General features: G+C 58.9%; 19 protein-coding genes. 14 read left to right on the plus strand and 5 right to left on the minus strand.

Translation table 11 applies throughout. The features are described 5' to 3' along the window. Positions 1-20 precede the first annotated feature (20 nt). Positions 21-1,934, plus strand: coding sequence for an autotransporter assembly complex protein TamA (locus PAE61_RS16165; protein WP_271113367.1), 1,914 nt, complete (start codon positions 21-23; stop codon positions 1,932-1,934). Further along, positions 1,934-7,954: a translocation/assembly module TamB domain-containing protein gene (locus PAE61_RS16170; RefSeq protein ID WP_271113368.1), complete on the plus strand. Its 6,021-nt coding sequence runs from the start codon at positions 1,934-1,936 to the stop codon at positions 7,952-7,954. The genes PAE61_RS16165 and PAE61_RS16170 overlap by 1 nt, the downstream gene beginning before the upstream one ends. Before the next feature lie 84 nt (positions 7,955-8,038). Here the strand turns inward: PAE61_RS16170 and PAE61_RS16175 are convergent, their stop codons facing one another. Beyond that, on the minus strand, positions 8,039-8,998 hold the full coding sequence (locus PAE61_RS16175; protein WP_271113369.1) for an IS5 family transposase: 960 nt from the start codon (positions 8,996-8,998) through the stop codon (positions 8,039-8,041). A 218-nt stretch (positions 8,999-9,216) separates the two neighbouring features. Between PAE61_RS16175 and PAE61_RS16180 the strand changes: the two genes are divergently transcribed. From PAE61_RS16180 to PAE61_RS16195, 4 genes are all read left to right on the plus strand, one after another. Further along, a protein-coding gene (locus PAE61_RS16180) for an IS5 family transposase (protein ID WP_271112960.1) occupies positions 9,217-10,004 on the plus strand; the annotation gives its coding sequence in 2 pieces (ribosomal slippage) (positions 9,217-9,556 and positions 9,556-10,004; 789 coding nt in all). 296 nt (positions 10,005-10,300) lie between these two features. Beyond that, positions 10,301-10,576: a type II toxin-antitoxin system RelE/ParE family toxin gene (locus tag PAE61_RS16185; RefSeq protein WP_271113370.1), complete on the plus strand. Its 276-nt coding sequence runs from the start codon at positions 10,301-10,303 to the stop codon at positions 10,574-10,576. A 9-nt stretch (positions 10,577-10,585) separates the two neighbouring features. Then, complete coding sequence (locus PAE61_RS16190; RefSeq protein WP_271113371.1) at positions 10,586-10,885, plus strand: HigA family addiction module antitoxin; 300 nt, start codon at positions 10,586-10,588, stop codon at positions 10,883-10,885. Between the two features lie 45 nt (positions 10,886-10,930). Further along, positions 10,931-11,845, plus strand: coding sequence for an FRG domain-containing protein (locus tag PAE61_RS16195; RefSeq protein ID WP_271113372.1), 915 nt, complete (start codon positions 10,931-10,933; stop codon positions 11,843-11,845). Positions 11,846-11,853: 8 nt separating this feature from the next. On the opposite strand, the gene PAE61_RS16200 is transcribed toward PAE61_RS16195, so the two are convergent. Both PAE61_RS16200 and PAE61_RS16205 read right to left on the minus strand, forming a co-directional pair. After that, positions 11,854-12,138 (minus strand): type II toxin-antitoxin system RelE family toxin, encoded by a 285-nt coding sequence (locus tag PAE61_RS16200; RefSeq protein ID WP_271113373.1) that lies wholly within the window; start codon positions 12,136-12,138, stop codon positions 11,854-11,856. Then, positions 12,128-12,376: a type II toxin-antitoxin system Phd/YefM family antitoxin gene (locus PAE61_RS16205; RefSeq protein ID WP_271113374.1), complete on the minus strand. Its 249-nt coding sequence runs from the start codon at positions 12,374-12,376 to the stop codon at positions 12,128-12,130. The genes PAE61_RS16200 and PAE61_RS16205 overlap by 11 nt, the downstream gene beginning before the upstream one ends. A 204-nt stretch (positions 12,377-12,580) precedes the next feature. On the opposite strand from PAE61_RS16205, the gene PAE61_RS16210 reads away from it, so the two are divergent. Then, positions 12,581-12,802: a hypothetical protein gene (locus PAE61_RS16210; protein ID WP_271113375.1), complete on the plus strand. Its 222-nt coding sequence runs from the start codon at positions 12,581-12,583 to the stop codon at positions 12,800-12,802. A gap of 2 nt (positions 12,803-12,804) precedes the next feature. Here PAE61_RS16210 and PAE61_RS16215 read toward each other — a convergent pair whose 3' ends face one another. Then, positions 12,805-13,764 carry an IS5 family transposase gene (locus PAE61_RS16215; RefSeq protein WP_271113369.1) on the minus strand — a complete coding sequence of 320 codons (960 nt, stop codon included), beginning with the start codon at positions 13,762-13,764 and terminating at the stop codon, positions 12,805-12,807. Positions 13,765-14,001: 237 nt separating this feature from the next. On the opposite strand from PAE61_RS16215, the gene PAE61_RS16220 reads away from it, so the two are divergent. The 3 genes from PAE61_RS16220 (at position 14,002) to PAE61_RS16230 (ending at position 17,104) form a co-directional block, all read left to right on the plus strand. Further along, positions 14,002-14,400, plus strand: a complete 399-nt coding sequence (locus PAE61_RS16220; protein WP_271113376.1) for a MarR family winged helix-turn-helix transcriptional regulator — start codon at positions 14,002-14,004, stop codon at positions 14,398-14,400. Between the two features lie 77 nt (positions 14,401-14,477). Beyond that, complete coding sequence (locus PAE61_RS16225) at positions 14,478-16,019, plus strand: efflux MFS transporter permease (RefSeq protein ID WP_271113377.1); 1,542 nt, start codon at positions 14,478-14,480, stop codon at positions 16,017-16,019. After that, complete coding sequence (locus tag PAE61_RS16230) at positions 16,019-17,104, plus strand: HlyD family secretion protein (protein ID WP_271113378.1); 1,086 nt, start codon at positions 16,019-16,021, stop codon at positions 17,102-17,104. The genes PAE61_RS16225 and PAE61_RS16230 overlap by 1 nt, the downstream gene beginning before the upstream one ends. 876 nt (positions 17,105-17,980) lie before the next feature. Here PAE61_RS16230 and PAE61_RS16235 read toward each other — a convergent pair. Further along, positions 17,981-18,520 (minus strand): NADPH-dependent FMN reductase, encoded by a 540-nt coding sequence (locus PAE61_RS16235; RefSeq protein ID WP_271113379.1) that lies wholly within the window; start codon positions 18,518-18,520, stop codon positions 17,981-17,983. Between the two features lie 274 nt (positions 18,521-18,794). On the opposite strand from PAE61_RS16235, the gene PAE61_RS16240 reads away from it, so the two are divergent. The 4 genes from PAE61_RS16240 to PAE61_RS16255 all read left to right on the plus strand — a co-directional run bounded on the left by PAE61_RS16240 (position 18,795) and on the right by PAE61_RS16255 (position 23,576). Continuing rightward, positions 18,795-19,496 (plus strand): gluconate 2-dehydrogenase subunit 3 family protein, encoded by a 702-nt coding sequence (locus PAE61_RS16240; protein ID WP_271113380.1) that lies wholly within the window; start codon positions 18,795-18,797, stop codon positions 19,494-19,496. A 3-nt stretch (positions 19,497-19,499) separates the two neighbouring features. Beyond that, complete coding sequence (locus tag PAE61_RS16245; RefSeq protein ID WP_271113381.1) at positions 19,500-21,269, plus strand: GMC family oxidoreductase; 1,770 nt, start codon at positions 19,500-19,502, stop codon at positions 21,267-21,269. 15 nt (positions 21,270-21,284) lie between these two features. Further along, a complete protein-coding gene (locus PAE61_RS16250) occupies positions 21,285-22,655 on the plus strand; it encodes a cytochrome c (RefSeq protein WP_271113382.1) in 1,371 nt (456 codons plus the stop codon). A 163-nt stretch (positions 22,656-22,818) separates the two neighbouring features. Next, positions 22,819-23,576 (plus strand): IS5 family transposase gene (locus PAE61_RS16255; protein WP_271112274.1). Its coding sequence is split into 2 segments (ribosomal slippage): positions 22,819-23,155 and positions 23,155-23,576, totalling 759 coding nucleotides; the frame shifts between segments, so codons are not numbered across the junction. Positions 23,577-23,783: the final 207 nt, after the last annotated feature.

A 23,783-nucleotide genomic window follows, 5' to 3' on the forward strand; every position in this document is an offset into this window, starting at 1 on the left:
CGAAGCAAGGGCAGGCATGCATGCAGCGGACCTTACCGGCAGCCGTCATGACCGTGATGGCCGCAAGTATCATTGCGGCTGAGGCGCCAGCACAATCGGCGTCGTCATCGAACCCTTTTGCTGGCATTTCGCGGCTTTTCGACCGGGGCGAACAGCCGGTTACGGATGAAGACGGACAGGTTCTGGGGCCGCCGGTCAAGCTGGATGTGCTGATCGTTGACGGTGATGAGGATCTGGAACGTCCGATCCGGAATGCGTCTCTGGTCGCAAGCGCACTGGCTGAGGATCGTTCAACCGGGCAGGATATTCTTGCTGCGGCACGGGGCGATTATGCCCGTGTTCTGGGTGTGCTGTTCGATGAAGGCTATTTCTCGGCCATTATCAATATCACGCTGGACGGCGTCGAAGCCGCCGAAATCGCGCCTCTGGACGGGCCGGAATATGTCGGCAATGTCGTGGTTGCGGTCGATCCGGGGCCGCGCTTCAAATTCGGGCAGGCCGATCTGGGGCCGCTGGCACCCGGCACAAATGCGATAGAAAGCTATGCGGTCGGTAAAACGGCAGGCACCGGGATCATCAAGCGGGCCACCTCGAACGCGATCAGCAACTGGCGGGATGCCAGCCATGCCAAGGCCCGCGTTGCCGGTCAAGAAATCATCGCCGATCACAACGTCGCCCGGATTGAATCGCGCGTGGATCTGAATCCCGGCCCTGCGGTGACGTTTGGCCGACTTCATGCGACCGGGAATGAGCGGCTCAATACGCGTCGGATGCTGAAAATCGCGGGCTATCCCGAGGGTGAGGCCTTCGATCCCGAGAAGCTGGAAACCGTCCGCAAGCGCCTGCGCCGCTCGGGCGTGTTTTCGGCGATTACTCTGGTCGAGGCGGAAACGCTCAACCCGGATAATTCGATGGATGTCGCGCTGACCGTCGTCGAGCAGAAGCTTCGCCGTGTCGGCGCTGCATTCGAGCTGTCCAATGTCGATGGGGCAATGTTCTCTGCCTATTGGCTGCACCGTAACCTGCTGGGCGGAGGAGAAAGGTTCAGGATCGAGGGCGAGGTCAGCGATATCAAGGCGGATTCCGACGCGCGTGACTATGATATGGATATCCGGCTGGAGCGGCCCGCGACGCTGTCACCGGATACGACCGGATATATCGATCTTTCATTCTCTGAAGAAAACGAGCCGGAATATTACAAGAAAAGCGCGGAATTCGGCCTCGGTTTCAGCTATATCCGTAGTGAGCGTCTGACGGCGCATACGGAAATTCAGTACACATATTCCCGTGTGAATTACGGATCGGGATATTACGATTACTCGACCATTTCCCTGCCGACCGGCTTCACCTGGGACCGCCGCGACGACATGAACAACGCGAAGCGCGGCTTCTGGCTTGAGGGCGAGGTGACGCCTTTCGTCGGCTTGAAGGATACAGGCTCGGGTGTCCAGCTTGAGGGTGAGGGCCGGATCTATCACAGCATGCTGACGGATGACCGGCTGACCTTTGCCGCGCGGGGGCGGGCGGGAACGGTGCTTGGTCCCGATATTCTGGAAATTCCGCCGGATTATCTGTTCTTTTCGGGAGGCGGCGGCAGTGTGCGTGGTCAGCCCTATGAATCTCTCGGCTTCGACGTGCCGCTGGAGGGCACGGATGAAGACGCCTATGTCGGCGGGCAGAGCCTCGTGAATATCAGCCTTGAGGCGCGTTATCAGGTCCGCAACAATATCGGCGCGGTCGTTTTTGTCGATGCAGGCAAGATCTGGGACGATGGCGCGTTTCAGGGTGACACCAAATGGCATGGCGGTGCCGGGGTCGGGATGCGCTATAATACCCCGATCGGGCCGATCCGCTTCGATGTGGCGACGCCGATCGAGGGCAAGGAAGATGACAGCAAGGTCCAGCTTTATCTGGGTCTGGGGCAGGCATTCTGATGTTACGGCAAGCGGCATTCCTTCTGGTTTTCATCCTGCTGCTGCCATTCGCGGCGCTCGCACAGAATGAGACTGACGAAGATGCAAGTATCGCCGAGATCTCGGCGGATTCCTCCGATGACAAGGGCTTTCTGACCCGCATGCTGCAAAGCCGTCTTTCGGGCACGGGCCGGACGGTGGTGATTGACGGGTTTCGTGGTGCGCTTTCCTCGCGGGCCACATTCGACCGGATCGAGATCTCGGACGCAGAAGGCCCCTGGCTGACGCTGCATGACGGCGCGATCCAGTGGAACCGCGCGGCGCTGCTGCGCGGGCGGGTTCAGGTGGGTGAGCTGACTGCGGAAAGAATAGAGATCCCGCGCCCCCCCGCCAGCGGCGAGAAGGAAGAGCGCGTCCGGGCCGAGGCGCAAAGTTTTAACCTTCCCGAACTGCCCGTGGGCATTCATATCGAACAGATCGACGCGAACAGCGTGATGCTGGGTTCCGCGCTGATCGGGGAAGATGCGGAAATCACCATCAGTGGCTCGATGTCTCTGGCCGGGGGGGAGGGCGCTGCGGATGTCGTCATCAGCCGCATAGACGGCAAGAAGGGCGATTTCACCTTTAACGGCAGTTTCGACAATGACACGCGCGAACTGAATATCGACCTTTTGCTTGATGAGGATGCGAACGGCATCTTCTCGCGCATTGCCGGGTTGCAAGGCCAGCCTGCAGTGAATGCCGAGATTCAGGGAAGCGGTCCGCTCAGCGCGTTTTCCTCGAATGTGCGGCTTGCGACGGATGGGGTCGAACGTGTCACCGGGCAGATGTCCTTCGATGCCGCCGAAGGGCCGGATGGCGCTTCGGGCAACAGCTTCACTCTGGAAGTGAACGGCGATATCGCCTCGCTGCTTCCCCCCCGCAACCGTGATTTCTTTGGAAGCAATACACAGATTTCCGCGCAGGGCTGGCGTGCGGATACCGGGCGGTTCGAGGTCGAGTCGCTCAGCTTCGATACGGATGCGCTGAAGATCAACGGGCGGCTGGCGACGAATGATCAGAACGCGCCCCGGATGCTGGATCTGGTCGTGGATTTCGGACAAGAGGCAGGCGCTCAGTCCCTGCCCGTCACCCTGCCGTTTACCGACCCTCCGGTCACCGTTCTGTCGGGCAAGCTGGCGATTGGCTATGATGCCAGCACAGGCTCGGAATGGTCGCTGGACGGTTGGGTGACCGAACTGGACAGCAACCAGACGCGGTTTGCACGGCTGGATCTGGACGGGGGCGGGCAGGTCGCCCTGTCGGAAGATCAATCTCTGGATCAGATCACCGGGAATATCGGCTTCGATGCGAACGGTATCAGCCTGGTGAATGAGGATTTTCAGACCGCGGTCGGGGAAGAAATTCAGGGTGCCACAAGCTTTGACTTCGTGCCGGGGCAGGTGATCGAGTTCACCGAAATGCAGGTGACCGGAAAGGATTACTCGCTGAACGGCTCCGTGACCTTTGACGGGCTTGGCAGCGGCATTGTGATCTCTGCGCCCAGTATCGTCGCGGCGCATGACGATCTGTCGAACCTGTCCGCGCTTGCGGGCCGTAGCCTGTCCGGCCGTGCCGAGGCGAATCTGACGGGGTATTATCAGGTTCTGACATCCGCCTTCGATCTTCAGGGCAATATCACCGGCACCGATATTACGGTCGAAAACCAGTATCTCGACAGGCTGCTTGCAGGCGATTCCACCATCGATATTTCCGCCGGGCGGACCGAGGAAGGCACCCAGTTGCGTGAGCTTGCGATCAATGCTCAGCAGATCAGCCTGACCGCAGACGGGACCATAACCGCCGACCGCATGGATCTGTCGGCAGATTTCAACATGCCGACTCTGGCCGATCTGGACGCCGGTCTTGAAGGTGCGCTGAATGCGCATGCCGAGTTGTCAGGCCCCATCGGATCGCGGGCGGTGTCGCTGACCGGACAGGCAACCGGGTTGAAAACCGGGATTGCGGCGCTTGACGGTGCGTTCGCCGGTGAAACCGATCTGACCGCCGCCATAGATGAGACATCCGAGGGCGCGTTCCGGCTGACCGATCTGACGCTCGATAACAACCAGTTGACGCTGGACGGTGAGGGCACGATCAGCGGCAGTGATCTGGATGCCGATTTTCAGTTCAATTTCAGCGATCTGGGTGCGTTGGGCGAGCAGTTTGCAGGGATGCTGAACGCGAACGCCCAAATCCGCTCGGAGGGCGGGGCACGGATTGTGACGCTGACCGGAACCGGGACCGATATCGCGGCGGGGCAGGCAAATCTCGACGCGGCGCTGAGCGGTCAGACCCGTATCACCGCGCGGGCCGAACAGCGCGACGGCGTGATCTCGGTTTCCGATGTTCAGATACAGAACGATCAGTTGAGCGCAACGGCCTCGGGCCAGATTGCCGGGGCCGACACGCAGGCGCAGGCGCGGATCGAAATCCCTGCGCTTGCCGCGCTTGGCCGTGGATGGCAGGGTTCGCTGAATGCGGATGCGACGCTGACGCAGGGAGAGGATGGCACCCGCAATATCCGTGTGGACGGCGTCGGTCAGGATATTGCTTTGGGTCAGCAGAATGTCGATGACGCGCTTGATGGCCAGACGGATATCACCTTGCTGGCGCAGCAAACTCCTGACGGTATGTTGCGGCTGGAATCGCTGGATGTGGTGAATGGGCAGCTTACGGCGAATGCCTCGGGGCAGATACAGGACGGGGCGATTGACGGTCAGGCTACGGCGCAGATCGCGAATCTCTCGGCGCTTGGTCAAGGCTGGTCGGGTTCGCTGAATGCCGATGCGCAGATCAGCACCGACGATGCCGGAACGCGGCGGATCGTCGTCGATGGTTCGGGTGAGAATATCAGGCTGGGTCAGGCGCAGGCCGATGCGGCTCTGACCGGGACGACGACGATAGATATCGTGGCCGAACAGGCCGCCGACGGTGCTTTGCGGATCGAGCGGGCGAATGTCACCAATGATCAGCTTGAGGCGACCGCTCAGGGTGAAATCGGCGAGGCTGGCACAAATGCTACGGCCCGTGTCAGCGTGAATCAGCTTGCCTCGCTTGGTCTTGGTCTTCAGGGGGCGCTGAACATCGATGCCCGGCTTGCCGATACCGGCGACGGTGCGCGGCGGCTGACAATCGACGGTCAGGGCGAAAACCTTGCCCTTGGGCAGCAGGGAACCGGCGGTACGCTGACCGGCACGACGGATATCGACGTATCGGCGGTACAGCGCGACGGGACCTATACGATTGAGCGTGCCTTGCTGACCAATAATCAGACGCGGATTAACGCTGAAGGGGTGATCGCGCCGACCGGGACGGATGCTTCCGCTGAGATCGAGATCAGCGATCTGTCGGCCTTGGGGCTTGGCATGTCCGGCGCGGTTTCTGCCGATGCGACATTGCAGGATGACGCGTCCGGCGCACGTGCCTTTACCGTTGAAGGCACCGCAACCGATCTGGCGCTTCGTCAGGCCGGTGCCGACCGTGCGCTTGCCGGAGAGACCCGGTTCGTCGCGCGTGGAACGCAGCAGGACGGGCTGATCTCAGTTGAAACGGCGCAGGTCGACAACCTGGATCTTTCCGCAGAGGCTTCGGGGCGTTATGGCGAAGGCCAGACCGATCTGACGGCGACGATTCAGGCAGAGGATCTTGCCTTTCTCGGCGGTGGGGTCGGAGGCTCGCTGGATGCGGATGCCACGATCCGCGACTCTGATGAGGGTCGCCGCTATGACGTGACCGGGCAGGCGCAGGATCTGAGGGTCGGGAATGCTCAGGCAGACGGTGCGCTCGCCGGTGAGACACGCTTTGTCGCTCGGGCGGTACAGAACGGGTCGCGCATCACCATCGACCGGCTGGATGCCGAAAACCCGCAGGTGACGCTGTCCGGTCAGGGTACGCTTGGCGGAGGTGGGACCAGCTTCACGGCGGATGCCGCAGCGCGGGATCTGTCGTTCCTCGGTCCGCAATTCGGCGGTTCGGTGCAGGCGAATGCGCAATTGCGCGACCGCGGCGGCGTCCAGCAATTCGAGATCACCGGAACCGCCAGCGATCTTGCGGTGGGTGTGGCCCAGCTTGACGGTGCATTCGCCGGAGCGACCAGCTTCAGTGCGACCGGAACCCGCAATGGCGGTCTGATCATGCTGGATCAGGCGACCGCGTCGAATGCCCGGATGAACGCCTCTGCCTCGGGTGTGTATGGCGAGGGGCGGACGGATCTGACGGCAGGGCTTGATGTCTCGACCCTGTCCTTTGTCATGCCGGGCTTCAACGGCTCGGTGAACGCGACCGCACAGGTGCTGGATCAGGCCGACGGGCGCAGGATCACCGCGCAGGCCACCGCGAACGGGCTGAGTATGGGGAATGATCGCGTCGATCCGCTGCTTGCTGGTCAGACGCGGGTTGAGTTTGCGGCGCTTCAGACCGCCAACGGTCTGATCATTCAGCGTGTCGATGCGCGGAACAACCAGATCCAGCTTGTCGCGGATGGCAATCCCGCGCAGGCTTTGAACATTGATGCGCGGCTTGCCAATCTGGCCCCGCTTGCTCCGGGGATCGAGGGTCCGGCGCAGGCGGTCGGCACGGTTCAGCAGACCCCGGACGGGACGCGCATGGATATCGCCGTGACCGGGCCGGGCGGTATCCGCGCTCAGATCGACGGAACGCTGGCGGGCGAGGCGACCAATCTGCGCATGTCCGGCATCGGCGATGCGGCAGCGGTCAACGGTCTTCTGCGGACGCGCAGCGTTGCGGGGCCTGTCGATTTCGATATCAGGATGCAGGGCACGCCGGGCCTGAACGCGCTGACCGGAGAGGTTAATCTGCGCGATGGCCGACTGGCAGAGCCTCGCATCGGGCTGAGCGTGGACCGGCTGAACCTGACGGCCCGGTTGGCCGAAGGGCTGATAAATCTCGATCTGGATGGTGGTATTCAGGCGGGCGGCGCGATTGCGGTGGATGGCGCGGTCGATCTGCGCAGCGGCTCTCCGATACTGGACCTGACCGCCCGGCTGAACCGCGCCGTGATCCGTGATCCGAGCCTTTATGAGCTGACTGCAGACGGCACTGTCTCTGTCAGCGGTGTCGCTGCCGATGGTCCGCTTGTCAGCGGCACGATCAATATTCTGGAAGCCGAGTTCCGTATTCCGTCCACAGGTCTGGGCGGGGCGCAGGCAATTCCCGATATGATCCATGTCAACGATAGCTGGCAGGCGGCCGCGACCCGCGCCAAGGCCGGGCTTGAGCCTTATGGCAGCCTTGCCGCGCAGAATGCCGATCTTGGTGGGCCTGCCGCCACACCACCTGCCACGCCGGCACGGTTCGACCTGACCATAAATGCACCGAACCAGATCTTCGTGCGCGGGCGCGGAGTCGATGCGGAACTGGGCGGCTCCATGCGCCTGACCGGCGATGCCCATACTCCGGTTCCGGTCGGTCATCTCTCGCTGATCCGGGGGCGGGTCGATCTTCTGGGCAAGCGCTTCGATCTGTCCGAAGGTCTGGTCGAGTTGCAGGGCAGTTTGATCCCGGTGATCCGGCTTGTCGCCCGCCATCAGGAAGACGACATTACCATCAGCATCATCATTGACGGTGAGGTGCGCGAACCTGACATCACCTTCGAGTCCGATCCCGAACTGCCAGAGGAGGAAGTCCTGTCCTATCTCCTCTTCGGTCAGGGTCTGGATGAGATCAGTGCATTACAGGCTGCCCAGCTTGCAAATGCTCTGGCGGTTCTTGCGGGGCGTGGAGGGATCGGTGTTGTCGGAAATATCCGCGATGCTACTGGTCTGGACGATCTGGATATGACCGTGGACGACGATGGCAGCGTGGCTGTGCGCGCAGGGAAATACCTGACCCGTAATATCTATACCGATGTCGAGCTTGATGATGAGGGCAAGACGCAGATCAACCTCAATCTGGACGTGACCGATTCAGTAACTGCCCGGGGTTCTGCCGACAGCGACGGCGAAAGTACGCTTGGCCTGTATTATGAGCGAGATTACTAAAGCCGGGCGCTTGATGTGGATCTCTCACAAGCACCTTGTTGCATGGGTCAGCCTTCGGACGCAATCGCGCCTTTCCCCTTGAATCTATGCGACACGTTTGAAGACCGCACGACCGATGCGGGTCATGCGGTTGAGTGATTTTGTGGTGATCTTATTTTCTGTGATTTGGCGGTCCATTTCCCTGGCGTTTAGCCTTGGGCCGATGACGAACTTGCGGCGCCCGATCTGGGCTTCGACGAGGGCTCGAGCATTGTACCCCGTTGCTGACTGCCACGCCATTCGGCCATGCTCGGCGATATGCTCTATGTGAGCGTCGCGCCTATCGCTCAGGCCAGGGACTGCGGTGATCGGCGGGGGGATGGTGATCTCGACATCGGGTCCGAAAGCCTCGCTCAAGCAGTTGGAAACCCCGGTCCCGTCATAGGCTCCGTCAGCAAGGATGCGGGCCACCGGGGTTTCGATCCCGGCGATGAGTTCAGGCAACGCGGTTTCGTCGCCGACCTGGTCTATGGTCAGCAGCGAGGCGATGATCTCGCCGCTATCAGGATCGTATCCGATGTGCAGTTTGCGCCAGGATTTGCGGGTCTTTCCCGTGCCATGTTTGACCTCCTGCCAGCCTGAACCACGGTGGATCTTCAGGCCCGTGCTATCCACGATCAGCGTGACTGGGCCTGATGATTTCGGCCTGTCGTCCACGACCGAAAGGCCAATCGTGCGCCGCGACAAGGTCGAGAAGTCTGGAACCGGCAACTCCACGCCCATCAGTCCAAGTAGCGACCGGACGAACCCCTGGGTTTGGCGCAACGGCTGGTGAAAGATCAGCCCCAGCGTCAGGCAGGTCTCGATCGCGAAGTCCGAATATTTCGGCCGGCCCCCGCGACCCTTTCGTTTCGGCGCTGACCACTTCCCGGCAGTCCCATCCTCGATCCAGATCGTCACGTCCCCGCGACGGCGTAAAGCCTCGTTGTAATCCGACCAATTGGTCACCGCGTATCTCGTCTTGGGAAACTTGTCGCGGCGATCAGCGTTGAATTTATGCGGCATCGCACGCTACCATCAAAACAACAGAGCGCACTTTCTCGCCGAAATCAGCGACCCATGCAACAAGGTGCGATACATTCAAGATCAAGAGAAATCTGGAAACCACGGTCCGTTCTTTGTCGCCGGAATGGTCTTTATGAATGGTATTTGTAACCAACTAGGCTGTGTTGACAAAAGGGATTCACACGAGGCGCGTGGCATGATTCAAGCTGGTATCTGCGATGGAGAACAGCTTGGCACGAGACCTCATGTCGGACGAAGAATGGACGTTCTTCGAGCGCTTCATCCTGACGGTCCGCGCTCCGAACGGACGCAGGCCGTCCAACCACCGCCTCGTCCTGGATGGCATTTTCTGGATCGCTCGAACGGGGGCGCCATGGCGTGACCTGCCTGAGGAGTTTGGGAAATGGTCCAGTGTCTACCGCCAGTTCCGACGTTGGACCCTGGCGGGGCTATGGGAGGAGATCATGGAGGCGTTGAACGAAAGCGGCGCCGTCCCGGACGCGCTCCAGATGATCGACAGCACCGTGGTTCGCGCTCACCATCAGGCAGCGGGCGCTAAAGGGGGACTCCGAGACAGGGTTTCGGCCGTTCAAGGGGTGGTTTCACGACCAAGATCCATCTCCGCGTCAATGCGCGTGGCTTGCCCATGAGGACGGATATCACGCCGGGACAGACCTCGGACTATACCGGCTTCGATCTGGTCATGGCTGACAACTTGCCCGAGCCGAGTGTGCTGCTGGCGGATCGCGGCTACGACGCCGACAGCATCCGCAGGACCATGGAGGCACGAAATGTGCTGCCGGTCATTCCGATGCGCAAGTCGCGGAAAAGGCGTATCGGCGTCGACCGTTCCCTCTATCGGCTGCGCAACCTGGTCGAGCGGTGTTTCAACAAGCTCAAGAACGCCCGCCGCGTCGCCACCCGCTATGACAAGACCGCAGAAAGCTACCTCGGTTTCATCGACATCACGTCAATCCGCCTCTGGCTCCGCCATTTGTCAACATGACCTAGCAGATGAGGTTGGAGATGGGCATACGGACCCTGCTGCCTCGATGATAAAAAGCATTGAGCTGAAATCAAAGGCCACCGCTTTTCTTCAATCTTTACAAGACCTACCAGAAGAAGAAGGATTGATTTCACGTTCAGAAATGGAATCTCTTGTTGATATATTGACGGAAATACACACCGAACCAGCACACCGGTTCCAATACGTATTAAATCTTGGAAAGCTTGCCCGATAGATTTCTCGAAAAAATGTAAGCTAATAGTTTACATATGTAGTCAATTAGGCTACACAAAGATATGATAAAGACCTTCGCAAACAAGCAGCTGAAAGCCCTGTGGGAGACAGGGAAGTCGAAGATCGATTCCCGGATGCACAGCCGCATCCTGCGGCGACTGGACGCCCTTGATGCCGCAACTGTACCCGAGGACATGAATCTGCCCGGCTTCGACTTCCACAGCCTGCGAGGTCACAACCCAACCCGCTACACGGTCCATGTGAACGGCCCGTGGTGCATCACTTTCGAGTTCCGCGACGGTGACGCCTATGTGCTGGACTACGAGCAATATCACTAGGAGGCGAGGATGAGCCGCAACCCTAACCGCTGCCCGACGCATCCGGGCGAACTGCTCCGCGAGGACGTAATCCCTGCGACCAAGAAGTCCAAGGCCGAGATCGCGCGAATGCTCGGTATCTCGCGCCAGCACCTGCATGACATTGTGGCCGAACGGAAGCCCGTCAGCCCCGAAGTGGCCGTGCGCCTTGCCAAGCTGTTCGGAAACGAGCCGCTGGTTTGGATCAGGATGCAGGGCGCTTACGATGCATGGCACGCATCCCGCGAGGTCGATGTCTCGGCGGTGCCCACGCTAATTGCGGCTGAATAGGACCACATGCCGCTCCGCGCCAAGTGTAAGCCCTGTGGCACGGTCTTGGAAGGCTGGCATAGGCAAATTGTGCAATTGTTTAAATCGCTCCAAAAAGCCGAAAAAGTAGAGGATTCACCCATCGAAATAACATCCGTTTCTGATTTTTTAAGAGACTTGGAAAACCACGATGAAGGCCAGCTTATTTTTCGTGGTGAACATGCCGACTTTGGTGAAACATCTCTCATTCCTTCATACGGACGTCTGATACGCAGCTTGATCCCAGACGAATTGAAAAACGTTGATGGAACGTATCCTTCGTCGCATGCGCCACCAAACAAGGTCATATGCGCCATTCAAACCGAGCGGAAATACCTAGCTCAATTCTACGCCCAGCTCAGCGAACATCGCCAAGAACGGTTAGCACTTGATCTGTTGGACGCCCAACATCGAGGTCTGCCCACACGTCTTCTCGATTGGTCAGAAAACCCGCTTGTTGCTCTCTTCTTCGCCACAAAAAAACCCGAAGAGGACGGCTTTCTGTTTTCACTGAGGGTAGACAAGAGCGCTATCTGGACAGGAATTGATCCCCTCAACTCGACGGGGGGAATACCCGGCAATAGTATCATAGACTGGAACATTGAAATCATGTTTCCGGTCAGAATAGGTCAACGGATCAGCCGCCAGCTTGGATGCTTTACAATCCACAGAGCGCCGTGGCTTCGTGCCGACCACGATTTTAATACTGTTGTATCAAAAACATCGACAGGAAAAAGGCACATGAACGCAACAGCCCAAGCGCCACGCGTTCTTAAGCATCACGTTACTCGATACAAAATCCCCAAGACAGCTAAGCCTGAGTTGCAGAGGGAAGTTTCTCTTCTTGGCGTCAACGACAATACCCTCTGGTTGAACACGGAAGATACAATAGAAGCGAAAACCAAAGAGCAGCTGGAAAACTTCTTAAATCAGCTGTCATAGGCTGCACTTTATTCTCTCTTTGCTGCGGCCTTGTACACGGCGCTTCGCTCCCGCTTTCCAACGGCAATAACGCTGACAACGATCTCGGCGTCCCTGACCTCATAGACCAGACGGTAGCCTGACGAGCGCAATTTGATCTTGTAGCGGTTCGTGGACCCATGAAGCTTGGACGCTGGCACATGCGGGCTTTCCAGCCTCTCGGCCAGCTTCTTTTTGAACTGGGTACGGATCGTCGCGCCAAGACTGTCCCATTCTTTCTTGGCTTCCTTGCGGAAGCGTAGCTCATAGCTCATCCAGAGACACCGCAATCTCAGGGCTGTCAGATCGTGCATCAGCGATGGCGTTCAGCTCTGCATCCTCGATCAGGTTCAGCATCGCCTCATACTCGTCAGCTGGGACGCAGTAGAATGCAGGTTGGTTGCGGTTCAGGACAGCCACAGCGGCACCGTTACCTGCGGCCATAGTGCCCATAGGATTGCGCTTAAACTCGGTGACACTGGCGGTCACACCAGCGTGGATGACATTTGCCATTGGATCCTCCAGACTCAATTAGAGTCATTAAATAGTACCCTTAAGAAGTCATTTCAATGGGCACTCTGCCGTGCTTGGGGTTTCAAAAGGGGATGCGCAGCGGTCCCCTTTGCCAGCGGAGCGTGGGGGATTCCAAAGGGGGCTTGCCATCTTGGCCTATCTGTCACATTTTGTGACTAGTAGGTTATATAGAATCACGCTTCCATGGTGCAGAAAGACAGCAACCCACACGCAATCTCGATCCGGCTCAAGCACTACAACACCGCCAAAACCCGGTTTCAGATCGACCACGACGAACGACACGGCAAACAGCCGGCCTATGTCGATGGCACCCGCTCCGACCTCAACACCTGTGCCGGCGGCATGACTGCCAAGCACCTTGTTGCATGGGTCAGCCTTCGGACGCAATCGCGCCTTTCCCCTTGAATCTATGCGACACGTTTGAAGACCGCACGACCGATGCGGGTCATGCGGTTGAGTGATTTTGTGGTGATCTTATTTTCTGTGATTTGGCGGTCCATTTCCCTGGCGTTTAGCCTTGGGCCGATGACGAACTTGCGGCGCCCGATCTGGGCTTCGACGAGGGCTCGAGCATTGTACCCCGTTGCTGACTGCCACGCCATTCGGCCATGCTCGGCGATATGCTCTATGTGAGCGTCGCGCCTATCGCTCAGGCCAGGGACTGCGGTGATCGGCGGGGGGATGGTGATCTCGACATCGGGTCCGAAAGCCTCGCTCAAGCAGTTGGAAACCCCGGTCCCGTCATAGGCTCCGTCAGCAAGGATGCGGGCCACCGGGGTTTCGATCCCGGCGATGAGTTCAGGCAACGCGGTTTCGTCGCCGACCTGGTCTATGGTCAGCAGCGAGGCGATGATCTCGCCGCTATCAGGATCGTATCCGATGTGCAGTTTGCGCCAGGATTTGCGGGTCTTTCCCGTGCCATGTTTGACCTCCTGCCAGCCTGAACCACGGTGGATCTTCAGGCCCGTGCTATCCACGATCAGCGTGACTGGGCCTGATGATTTCGGCCTGTCGTCCACGACCGAAAGGCCAATCGTGCGCCGCGACAAGGTCGAGAAGTCTGGAACCGGCAACTCCACGCCCATCAGTCCAAGTAGCGACCGGACGAACCCCTGGGTTTGGCGCAACGGCTGGTGAAAGATCAGCCCCAGCGTCAGGCAGGTCTCGATCGCGAAGTCCGAATATTTCGGCCGGCCCCCGCGACCCTTTCGTTTCGGCGCTGACCACTTCCCGGCAGTCCCATCCTCGATCCAGATCGTCACGTCCCCGCGACGGCGTAAAGCCTCGTTGTAATCCGACCAATTGGTCACCGCGTATCTCGTCTTGGGAAACTTGTCGCGGCGATCAGCGTTGAATTTATGCGGCATCGCACGCTACCATCAAAACAACAGAGCGCACTTTCTCGCCGAAATCAGCGACCCATGCAACAAGGTGGGCGGGGCGCAGAAACGCTCGGCCTTTTTCGTGTTTCCGTCGCCTGACGCAGAGCAGAAATGCTTTGGCTGGGGGTTGACGCTAGCGGCAAAGTTTATTAGCTCGCTAATGTTATTCATTAGTATGCTAATAAAATGATTGAACGTCCAGCCAGAACATTTGAAACCCTTTTGACGCTTACCCGCGCAGTGCGTGCCGCTTTTGAGCATCGCGTCAGGGAAACAAGCGGCCTGACATTCGCGCGGGCCCGATTGCTTGCGACGATCGGCCATGATGAAGGCGCAAGCCAGACACAGCTTGCCAGCACACTCGGGATTGAGACCCCGACGCTGAAACGTCAGCTTGACGCTCTGGAACAGCTAGGCCTGGCTGAACGCCGCGCTATGACCGAAGATGCGCGGAAGTACGCTGTCTACCTGACTGAGAAAGCGCGCATCGAGCCATTGTTGAATTTTCGATCCGAGGTCGAGACAGAAATCACTCACGGCATATCGCAGGAGGATCTGGCCACCACACGGCGGGTGCTTGCACAGATGGCTGAGAACGCAAAAAGGCTGAAACAGCCATGAATGATGCATCAGAATCTGCGCCGGCCCAGCCTCGCGCTGAATTCCAGCCGAAACCTCTGCCAATGACAGTGGCCTATATGAGCGCTTCTGTCATTATCGCGCTGACGCAAGGTCTGGCGCAGGGGTTTATCAGTACTAATATTCCCCAGATTGCCGGAGATCTCGGCGCAACGACAAGCCAGGCAACATGGCTGATGGTCGCGTTTCTGATACCCCGGGCCTCAATGCCCTTATTGCTGATAAAGCTGCGGACGCAATACGGGCTGCGCCGCTTTGCCGAATGGGCGATCCTGGCATATCTGGTGGTGGCAGTTGCCGGGCTTGCAATCTCGGATCTGCGCTCTGCTGTGGTCATGCAGTTCCTTGCCGGAATGGTCTCCGCACCGCTGTCGACTCTGGCATTCCTGTACATGCTTGAGCCGCTGTCGCCGCAATGGAAACTGAAACTGGGCTTGCCGATGGTGCTTGCGATGGTGTCGGCGGGGCCGATGCTGGCGCGCGTGATATCTCCGGCGCTGATGGCAGATGCAGGCTGGGGAGCGTTGCATTTTATGACACTGGGCATGGCCGCGATTTCACTTGCACTCGTCTATGCGCTGCCACTGGTCTCGCCACCCCGGGTCAAGGTCATTGCGCCAATGGATCTGGTCAGTTGGCTGCTGATCGCAACCGGCTTTGGCGGGCTGACCGTGGCTTTCGTGACCGGCTCTGTCTATTGGTGGACGGAAGCGGCATGGTTGGGCTGGACGCTCGCTGCCGCCGTCATTGCCCTGACCACAGCGGTGGTGATCGAACTGCACCGACAAACACCGCTGCTGGATATACGCTGGCTTGCGAGTCCCGCAATGGTTCATCTGACCGTTACCCTGTTGCTGTTCCGGCTGATCCTGTCCGAGCAAAGCGCCGGGGCGCCGCGCATGTTTCAGGTGCTGGGCATCACACAAGGGCAGCTGGTACCCTTGTTTGCCATCATCACCGTGTCGACGATCCTCGGGGGGCTGGCGCTGATCCCGTTCATCAAGCCTGACCGCGTGCCGCTGTTTCACCTGATCGCATTGTCTTTGATTGCGGCCGGAGCCTGGATGGACAGCTACGCCACGACAGATACCCGCCCCGCACAGATGATGATCAGCCAGGCGATGATTGCTTTTGCCGGCTCGTTTTTTCTGGCACCGGCCATGATGAAGGGCCTGATGTCGGCACTGGCGCGGGGACCGAACTACATCCTGTCTTTCATCATCGTCTTCCTGTCCACGCAGAGCCTCGGCGGCGCAATGGGATCGGGGCTGTTCTCGACCTTTATCAACCACCGGGAAGCCCTGCATATGCAGGTTCTCCGGGAAGAGCTGAGCATGGCTGGCCCGCTGGTCATACAGGCCATCGCGCTGCGCAGTGGCGCTTTGGCCTCGCAGGTCGCCGACGGTGCAGTCCGCAAGCTGCAAGCCGTTCAGATGATTGAAACGGAAGCCACAAACCAAGCCTATGTCATGGCCTATAACGATGCCTATCTGCTGACCTCGCTTGCCGCTCTGGCCGCACTTTTCGCGCTGATCCTGCATCTTTTCCGCGACTGGCTTATGGTCCGGATACACCGCACAAGCCCAACCGAGACCGCCTGATGTCCAAGAACCATATCATCCCAACTCTCATCGCCGTGATTGCCGGTCTTGCCGGTCTGCTGATCGTGCTCTTCGCCTGGCATTTACCGCCTTTCCAGTCTGTCCACCCACAGACCGAAAATGCCTATATCCGCGGCAAGGTCACGACCATCGCGCCGCAGCTTTCGGGGTATATCGCGGATGTCGAGGTCGTGGATTTCCAGCCGGTGACAAAGGGACAGGTCATCGCGCGCATCGACGACCGCCAATATCGCCAAAGGCTGGCACAGGCAAAGGCGACCCTCGCGGGAGCCGAGGCCGCGCTTGAGATACAGAAACAGAGCATTCATTCCGCTCAGGCACAGCTGCAATCGGCAGAGGCCGCAATGAAATCCGCCGAGGCAGCACGCGATACGGCACAGCAAAGCTGGGAGCGGGTCAGTGAGCTGAATTCACGGGGCATAACCGCCCAAAGCGTCACCGATCAAAGCGAACTGGCTCTGCGTCAGGCAGAGGCCGCTGTCACTCAGGCCGAAAGTGCGATCGCGGTGGCCCGTGAAAACGTGAATGGCGCAGAGGTCGGGCTGGCTGCGAAGCAATCGGAAATTGCTTCTGCAGAGGCGGCGGTGGAATTGGCGCAGATAGATCTGGACAATACCGTCATCCGCGCTCCGACAAATGGCCGCTTGGGACAGATCGGTGTTCGCGCCGGGCAGTATGTCACTGCGGGAACGACACTGGTCAGCCATGTCGGAAACAAAATATGGGTGATCGCAAACTTCAAGGAAACTCAGCTACATGGCATGCGCGTCGGCGACCGGGCCAGCTTCACCGTCGACGCGATGCAAGGCCGCAGCTTTCACGGCAGGGTCGAGGCGTTCTCACCTGCCACGGCGTCTGAATTCAGCCTCCTGTCCGCATCGAACGCAACCGGAAACTTTACCAAAGTCGCGCAGCGGCTGCCGGTCCGCATCAGCATAGATGCCGGACAGGAAATGGCGGATCGGCTTGATCCCGGCTTGTCGGTCGTTGTCACCGTCGACGAAGGATCAGGCGCAGGTGATCAGATTGCCCAGGAAAGCGGGGCTTCACCGGGCGGCATGTGAAAACCGAATGCCCCGGGGATCAGCCCGGATTACGGTATCGTAAAGTCAAGACTCTTTGTTCGCATTATGGGTTTGGCACAGTCATCAGACAGCATTGACTGGGTCATTCTGCACCCTATCTCGATGGCGGCTATGTGCAGGCTGCGGAGATCGGCGCATGACATCTGGTGATTTGACATTTGGAACAGCTGGACACCTCCGATCGGTACGAAAACCTGGCTGACCATTGAGCTTTTAGAAGGCGCAATCGGATCAATATTTTTCGTGAGCCAAGCAGCAGGTGAAGAAGTACTGCTCTTACTTGGCCGGCGAAGTTTCTGTCGCCTGTTCATCAAAACCGTGCGTCATCATCATCTCAGTATTAGTTAATGAAACTGCCGGGCACGTTGCTTCGGATCACTTTGTTTCCAGCAGAATATTCTCGAATGCCGCATCACGACGTATCCCCGGCTTGACGCGGCAGGGCACAGCACAGTGGCGATGGCGCTAATTTCAGGGCTTATGGCTTCTGGAAAACGCGTGCTGATCATGAACGCAACTGAATATTCAGGATGTGGTTGGGCCCAGCTGCGCGATTGGTATGCGAAAATGAGGAATTGCGTCTTTTGAACGGAGCAGCTTGGGTATGCAGAATATCAACACGCGGTGCAGGTCCGTGATGCCATCGAATCGGCCCGGAGGCGTGGGGTCGTGGCGTCCTGATTGACACGGCGCGGGGGAAGAATCACGACGAGTTGCTCTTCAGTGGGCGGATCTGATCCTTTCGACGGCAACCACGCCTCTAGCGGCTCGCGCAGCCGCGCGAAGCTTCGTTGAAGATAACTTGGCAGGCCAGGCCGGACATGTCAGCCGGTCGACTTGAAGCTCACCAATGCATCAAAGCGTTCTAGCGAAATCGGCAACAAAGGATTTCACCGCATCACGTGTCTTGCCATCGGTTAGATTGCCTTCATTGTCGAAAAGCTCACCCGCTTTCGACACCATCAGTCGCCCTGCCGTCCACATATCCAGCTTCAGCGTTCTGAAAACTGGCAACCATGCATTCTGGCTGAGCACCGTCCCGAAACCGCCCGGCGACGCACCCATCAATGCGACAGGCTTGCCCTTGAACAGTTTCAACCCATCTCCGCGCGACATCCAGTCTATCGCATTCTTGAACACGCCGGGCATGCTGTTGTTGTATTCTGGCGTCACCATCAGCAGAGCATCCGCCGAGTCCAATTGTGCGTGCAGCATCCTGACTGCATCGGGCAACCCTTTCGCGGCCTCATCATCCGCATCATAGAGCGGCACGCCACGAATATCGCCGATCTCGATCACCGTGCCATCAGGTGCAAGCTCGGCGGCCGCACGCAGCAGCCCCGCGTTGAAAGATGCCTGACGAAGGCTGCCTGACAGTCCAAGAATAGTAGGCATAGTTCGCTCCTGCTGGTGATTTGACATTGTTCGTCAGCAGGCAACGCTGCAGGCGGAATTGGGTTTCAGCGGCGGATGATCTGCCTGCTTATAATGCATAAGAGCAGGGCGTTGAGTGTCGCCGGTTTGTCACTGAATTGTCGAAATACGGCAATGTCCTGCGACGAAATTCTCGAAAGGAAAGCGAATACGGGCATGGACATTCCGACGCGCTTGGATATTCAATTGTCCTGTTATCACGTGCTTCCCACCCAGACAGGCAGGAGCCATTTTCATGACCGAACCACCTGGATTCCCCAGCCGCCGCAGTTTTCTCAAAGCATCAGCAGCAGGGTTTGCGCTGACCGGCATCGCCGTGTCGGCACAGGCTCAGCCCGTCGATCCGCCTCCACCGCTTGAGGAGTACGAGCCGGAATATTTTACCGCTGAGGAATGGGCCTTCATCATGGCGGCGACCGCGCGGCTGATCCCATCCGAAGGCGACGGACCCGGCGCATTGGAATGCCGTGTGCCTGTCTTCATCGACCGGCAACTCGCGAGCGATTACGGGTCCGCTGATGACTGGTACATGGAGGGTCCGCATGATGCGGATGCCGATCCGCTTCTGGGCTGGCAGACCCCGCTGAACCCGGCCGAGATCTATCGTGAAGGCATCGCGTCGTTCGATCTTTGGTGCCGCGAGCAGCACGGAGCCAGTTTTGCCGAGTTGCAGCCGGAGCAGCAGGACAGCGCCCTGACAGCGCTGCAATCCGGCGATATCGACCTGCAACCCGAGATCCGCGATTTCTGGAGCCTGCTGATTTCCAACACCAAAGAGGGCTATTTCGCCGATCCGATGTATGGCGGCAATCATGGCATGCAGGCATGGGTCTATATCGGTTTCCCCGGTGCCCGCGCCAGCTTCCGGGAATGGGCATCGCGGCATAACCAGCCTTATCCACTCGGCCCGGTGTCGATCTCTGGCGAAAGGGCGTGAGTCATGGCGCGTGAGGAAAAGAAAAAGGACGTCGTCATTGTCGGCCTTGGCTGGACGGGTTCGATACTGGGCATTGAACTTGCGCAGGAAGGGCTGGACATCGTCGCACTGGAACGCGGGCCGGATCAGAACACGGTTCCGAACTTCAAATACCCGAATATGATCGACGAGCTGCGCTATGGCGTGCGCACCAAGCTGATGCAGCAACCCAGCCAGCAGACGCTGACCGTTCGCCGCAATCAGGACGAAACCGCTTTGCCCTATCGCAAGCTGGGTTCGTTCCTGCCCGGCAACGGCGTCGGAGGCGCGGGGACGCATTGGAACGGGCTGAACTGGCGGCCGCAGGCGGAAGAGCTGAAGCTGCGCAGCTATGTCACCGAAAACTGGGGCGAAGAAATTATCCCGGAAGGGATGCTTCTTGGCGATTATCCGGTCACCTATGACGAGCTGGAGCCGCATTTCGACAGGTTCGAATATGTGGCGGGGATCTCGGGTCAGGCAGGCAATCTGAACGGCCGGAAGATCGCTGGCGGCAATCCTTTCGAGGGATGGCGGTCACGCGATTTCCCGATGCCCCCGAATGCAACGACCTGGGATGGGGCGAAGTTTGGCGAAGCGGCCTCGGCGATGGGGTATCACCCCTTCCCGGCCCCGGCAGGCATTGCGTCGACATCCTATATCAACGAATATGGGATGCAGATGGGGCCGTGCAATTTCTGCGGCTTCTGCGAACGTTTCGGTTGCTATCAGTACTCTAAGGCCTCACCCCAGACGGCGATTCTGGACGCGCTGAAGCGCAAGCCGAATTTTTCCTACCGCACCCATGCCGAAGTGCTGCGGGTCGAGATGGCTGAGGACGGCAAGACCGCCCGCGGCGTGACCTATTTCGACGAAAATGCGCAGGAAGAAGTGTTCCAGCCTGCCGATATCGTCATCCTCGCATCCTATCAGCTGAATAACGTCCATCTGCTGCTGCTGTCCGAGATCGGCACGCCCTACGATCCCCGCACCGGTGAAGGCGTGACGGGTAAAAGCTATGGCTACCAGATGAATGGCGGGGTCTCGCTGTTCTTCAAGGATGAGCATTTCAATCCATTCGTCGGCCACGGCTCGAATGGCATGGCCATCGACGATTTCGGCATGAACAATATTGACTTCGGCGCTGAAGGTTTTATCGGCGGCGCTTATTGGCGGGCCGGGACCTCCAATGGTCAGCCGATCCGGTCGATGCGCCTGCCCTCCGGCACCGCGTCATGGGGAGCGGGTTGGAAGGCGAGTATCAAGGAATGGTACGGGCATTCCATGTCGATCGGCTCTCATGGATCGAACTTGTCCTATCGCAACAATCATCTGGACCTCGATCCGACCTATAAGGACCGGCACGGTCGCCCGCTGATGCGGATGACCTTCAACTGGCAGGAAAACGACCTGCGGATGAACGAGTTCATGAAGGCCAAGATGGAAGAGGTTGGCGCGTCCATGAGCCCGGATCAGATGGATTCCGGGTTCAAAGTGCGAGGGGCGCAATACGACGTGCGGCCCTATCAGTCGACACATAATACGGGCGGCCACATCATGTCGGAAAACCCGCGCGAGGGTGTCGTCAACCGATATTGCCAAAGCTGGGCCGCGCATAATCTCTTTGTCACGGGCGCGGGCAATTTCGTCCAGAACACGCAATATAACCCGACCGGTCTGGTCGGCGGGCTGGCCTATTGGACAGCCGACGCGATCCGCTCGCAATATCTGTCCAACCCCCGCCCACTGGTCTGAGGAAGGAGAAACGCCATGATCAAACTGTTGCGTGTCCTTGCCGCATTGGCGCTTCTGGGCCTCGTTCTTCTGCTTGCCTTTATTCTGCTGCCGGTCCGGACCACGGGCCCGGTCACCGAACTGCCCGATGACTGGCAACCCGAGGAAGGTGCGGGAGAATATGCCATGTATGCCTCGGACTGTCTGGCCTGTCACACCGCAGAGGGTGGACAGGACTTCGCCGGAGGTTTGCCGGTCGAAAGCCCGATGGGCACGATCTGGTCGACAAATATCACGCCGGATCAGGAAACCGGAATCGGGAACTATACGCTCGATCAGTTCCGGGCGGCCCTGTATGACGGTATCCGCGCCGATGGGGCGCATCTCTATCCGGCGATGCCATACGAAAATTATCGCAGGCTGACCGAAGAGGATGTTCGCGGATTATACGACTATTTCATGAACGAGGTAGAGCCGGTCCGTAATGAGGTCGCCGAAACCAGTCTTGATTTCCCATTCAATATGCGCTTCGGCATCCGCGCCTGGAACTGGCTGGCGTTGACGGATAAGGCCGGTTTCGAACCTGCCGGCAAGTCCGCAATCGAAGATCGCGGGCAATATCTTGTCGAAGGACCGGGCCATTGCGCCGCCTGTCACAGCCAGCGGACAGCTTTCATGGCACAGGACGGCGCGGTTCTCGCCGAAGACGGTTTCCTGACCGGCGGCGTAGTCGGTGGCTGGAACGCGCCCGCTTTGCGCGGTCCGGGATCCGTGTCGCAGGAATGGAGCGTCGTGCAGATGGCGCGTTATCTCGCGACCGGGCGGAATGCGCATTCCACCGCGAATGGCGAAATGGGGCTTGTCGTCCGCGATTCGCTTCAGCATCTCACTGACGACGACAATATCGCCATCGCCGCCTTCCTGAAGGGCATGGATGGGGATGAGGTCGAAATCCCGGACGCGCTGATGCAGGACGGTGCGCAATCCATCGCCGTGCCGGATGCGGACGAGGCCGGAGCGGAAACCGCCGAAATGTTGGCCTCTGCCTCGCCGGATATGCCGCTTGGTGCGCGGCTCTATCTGGATAATTGCGCGGGTTGCCATTTCGTCACCGGACGCGGAGCACCAGAGATCTTCCCGGCTCTTGCCGGAAACGATCTTGTTACAGGGTCCGAAACCTCCCCACTGATCTCGATCATCCTGAATGGCGCTTCGGTGCCATCCACGGATCTGAGACCAATGAATCTGGTGATGCAGGGCTATGCCGACCGGCTGTCGGATGAAGAGGTAGCGGAACTGGCCAGCTTCATCCGCTCGGCCTGGGGCAATGACGCCCCCCCGATCAGCGCCGAGGCGGTCGCAGAGCTGCGCGACCAGCCACAGAACCACGGTGAAAGCGGCGACTGATCGCAGCACAGGAAACTGGGAGGGTACATATCAACAGCGAAAGCTGGCAACAGAACTGTTGCGTGGTCTTACCTCCCAGTTGGGATGCACACTCTACCTAGGCTCCAGACCCATTGATTTCGGGCTGTTTGCGTGATTCAGGCTCTGCAAGGAGACCTGATTTATGAGCAACCTTTTCTGGCTGACTGACGCGCAGATGGAGCGTCTGAAACCCTATTTCCCGAAATCCCACGGCAAGCCACGCGTTGACGACCGGCGTGTGCTGAGCGGCATAATATTCATCAATCGTAATGGCTTGCGATGGTGCGACGCGCCGACGGACTACGGCCCCGCCAAGACGCTCTACAACCGCTGGAAGCGCTGGAGCGAGAACGGGACCTTCGCCCGGATCATGGTGGGCCTCGCCGCCGAGAGTGCCGAACACAATACGATCATGATCGACGCGACCTATCTGAAAGCGCACCGCACGGCCTCGAGCCTGCGGGTCAAAAAAGGGGGCGCGGGCGCCAGATCGGGCGAACGAAAGGCGGCATGAACACGAAACTGCACGCCGTCACCGACGCGAAGGGCCGGCCGATAGGGTTCTTCATGTCCGCCGGACAAGTCAGTGATTACACCGGGGCAGCGGCACTTCTGAACAGCCTGCCGGAGGCGGATTGGCTGCTGGCCGATCGGGGCTATGATGCCGACTGGTTCAGAGATGCCTTGAAAAACAAGGGGATAAAGGTTTGCATCCCGGGTCGGAAGTCGCGCAAGAAACCCGTCAAATACGACAAGCGGCGCTACAAACGCCGCAACCGCATCGAAATCATGTTCGGCCGACTCAAGGATTGGAGGCGCGTCGCCACCCGATACGACCGTTGCCCCGAGACCTTCTTCTCTGCAATCCTGCTCGCCGCGACCGTCATCTTCTGGTTATGATCAAGAACGAGTCCTGAGCCTAGCCCGCATTGCCAGGGCGCTCTTGCGTGACCAATAAGCAACGAGCGCCCGGCACAGCTTCCGCGGCACTTGTAAAGTCAGCGTATTTAACCAACTAAATCTATCGACAATATGGCGCTCTTTCACTGGTGATTCTCATGTCCTGCTCCCGATCTTCCTTGCTGCGTACTTCCCTCACGCTGAGCA

Origin of the sequence: Paracoccus aerodenitrificans (assembly GCF_027913215.1) — a bacterium.
GTDB lineage: Bacteria > Pseudomonadota > Alphaproteobacteria > Rhodobacterales > Rhodobacteraceae > Paracoccus > Paracoccus aerodenitrificans.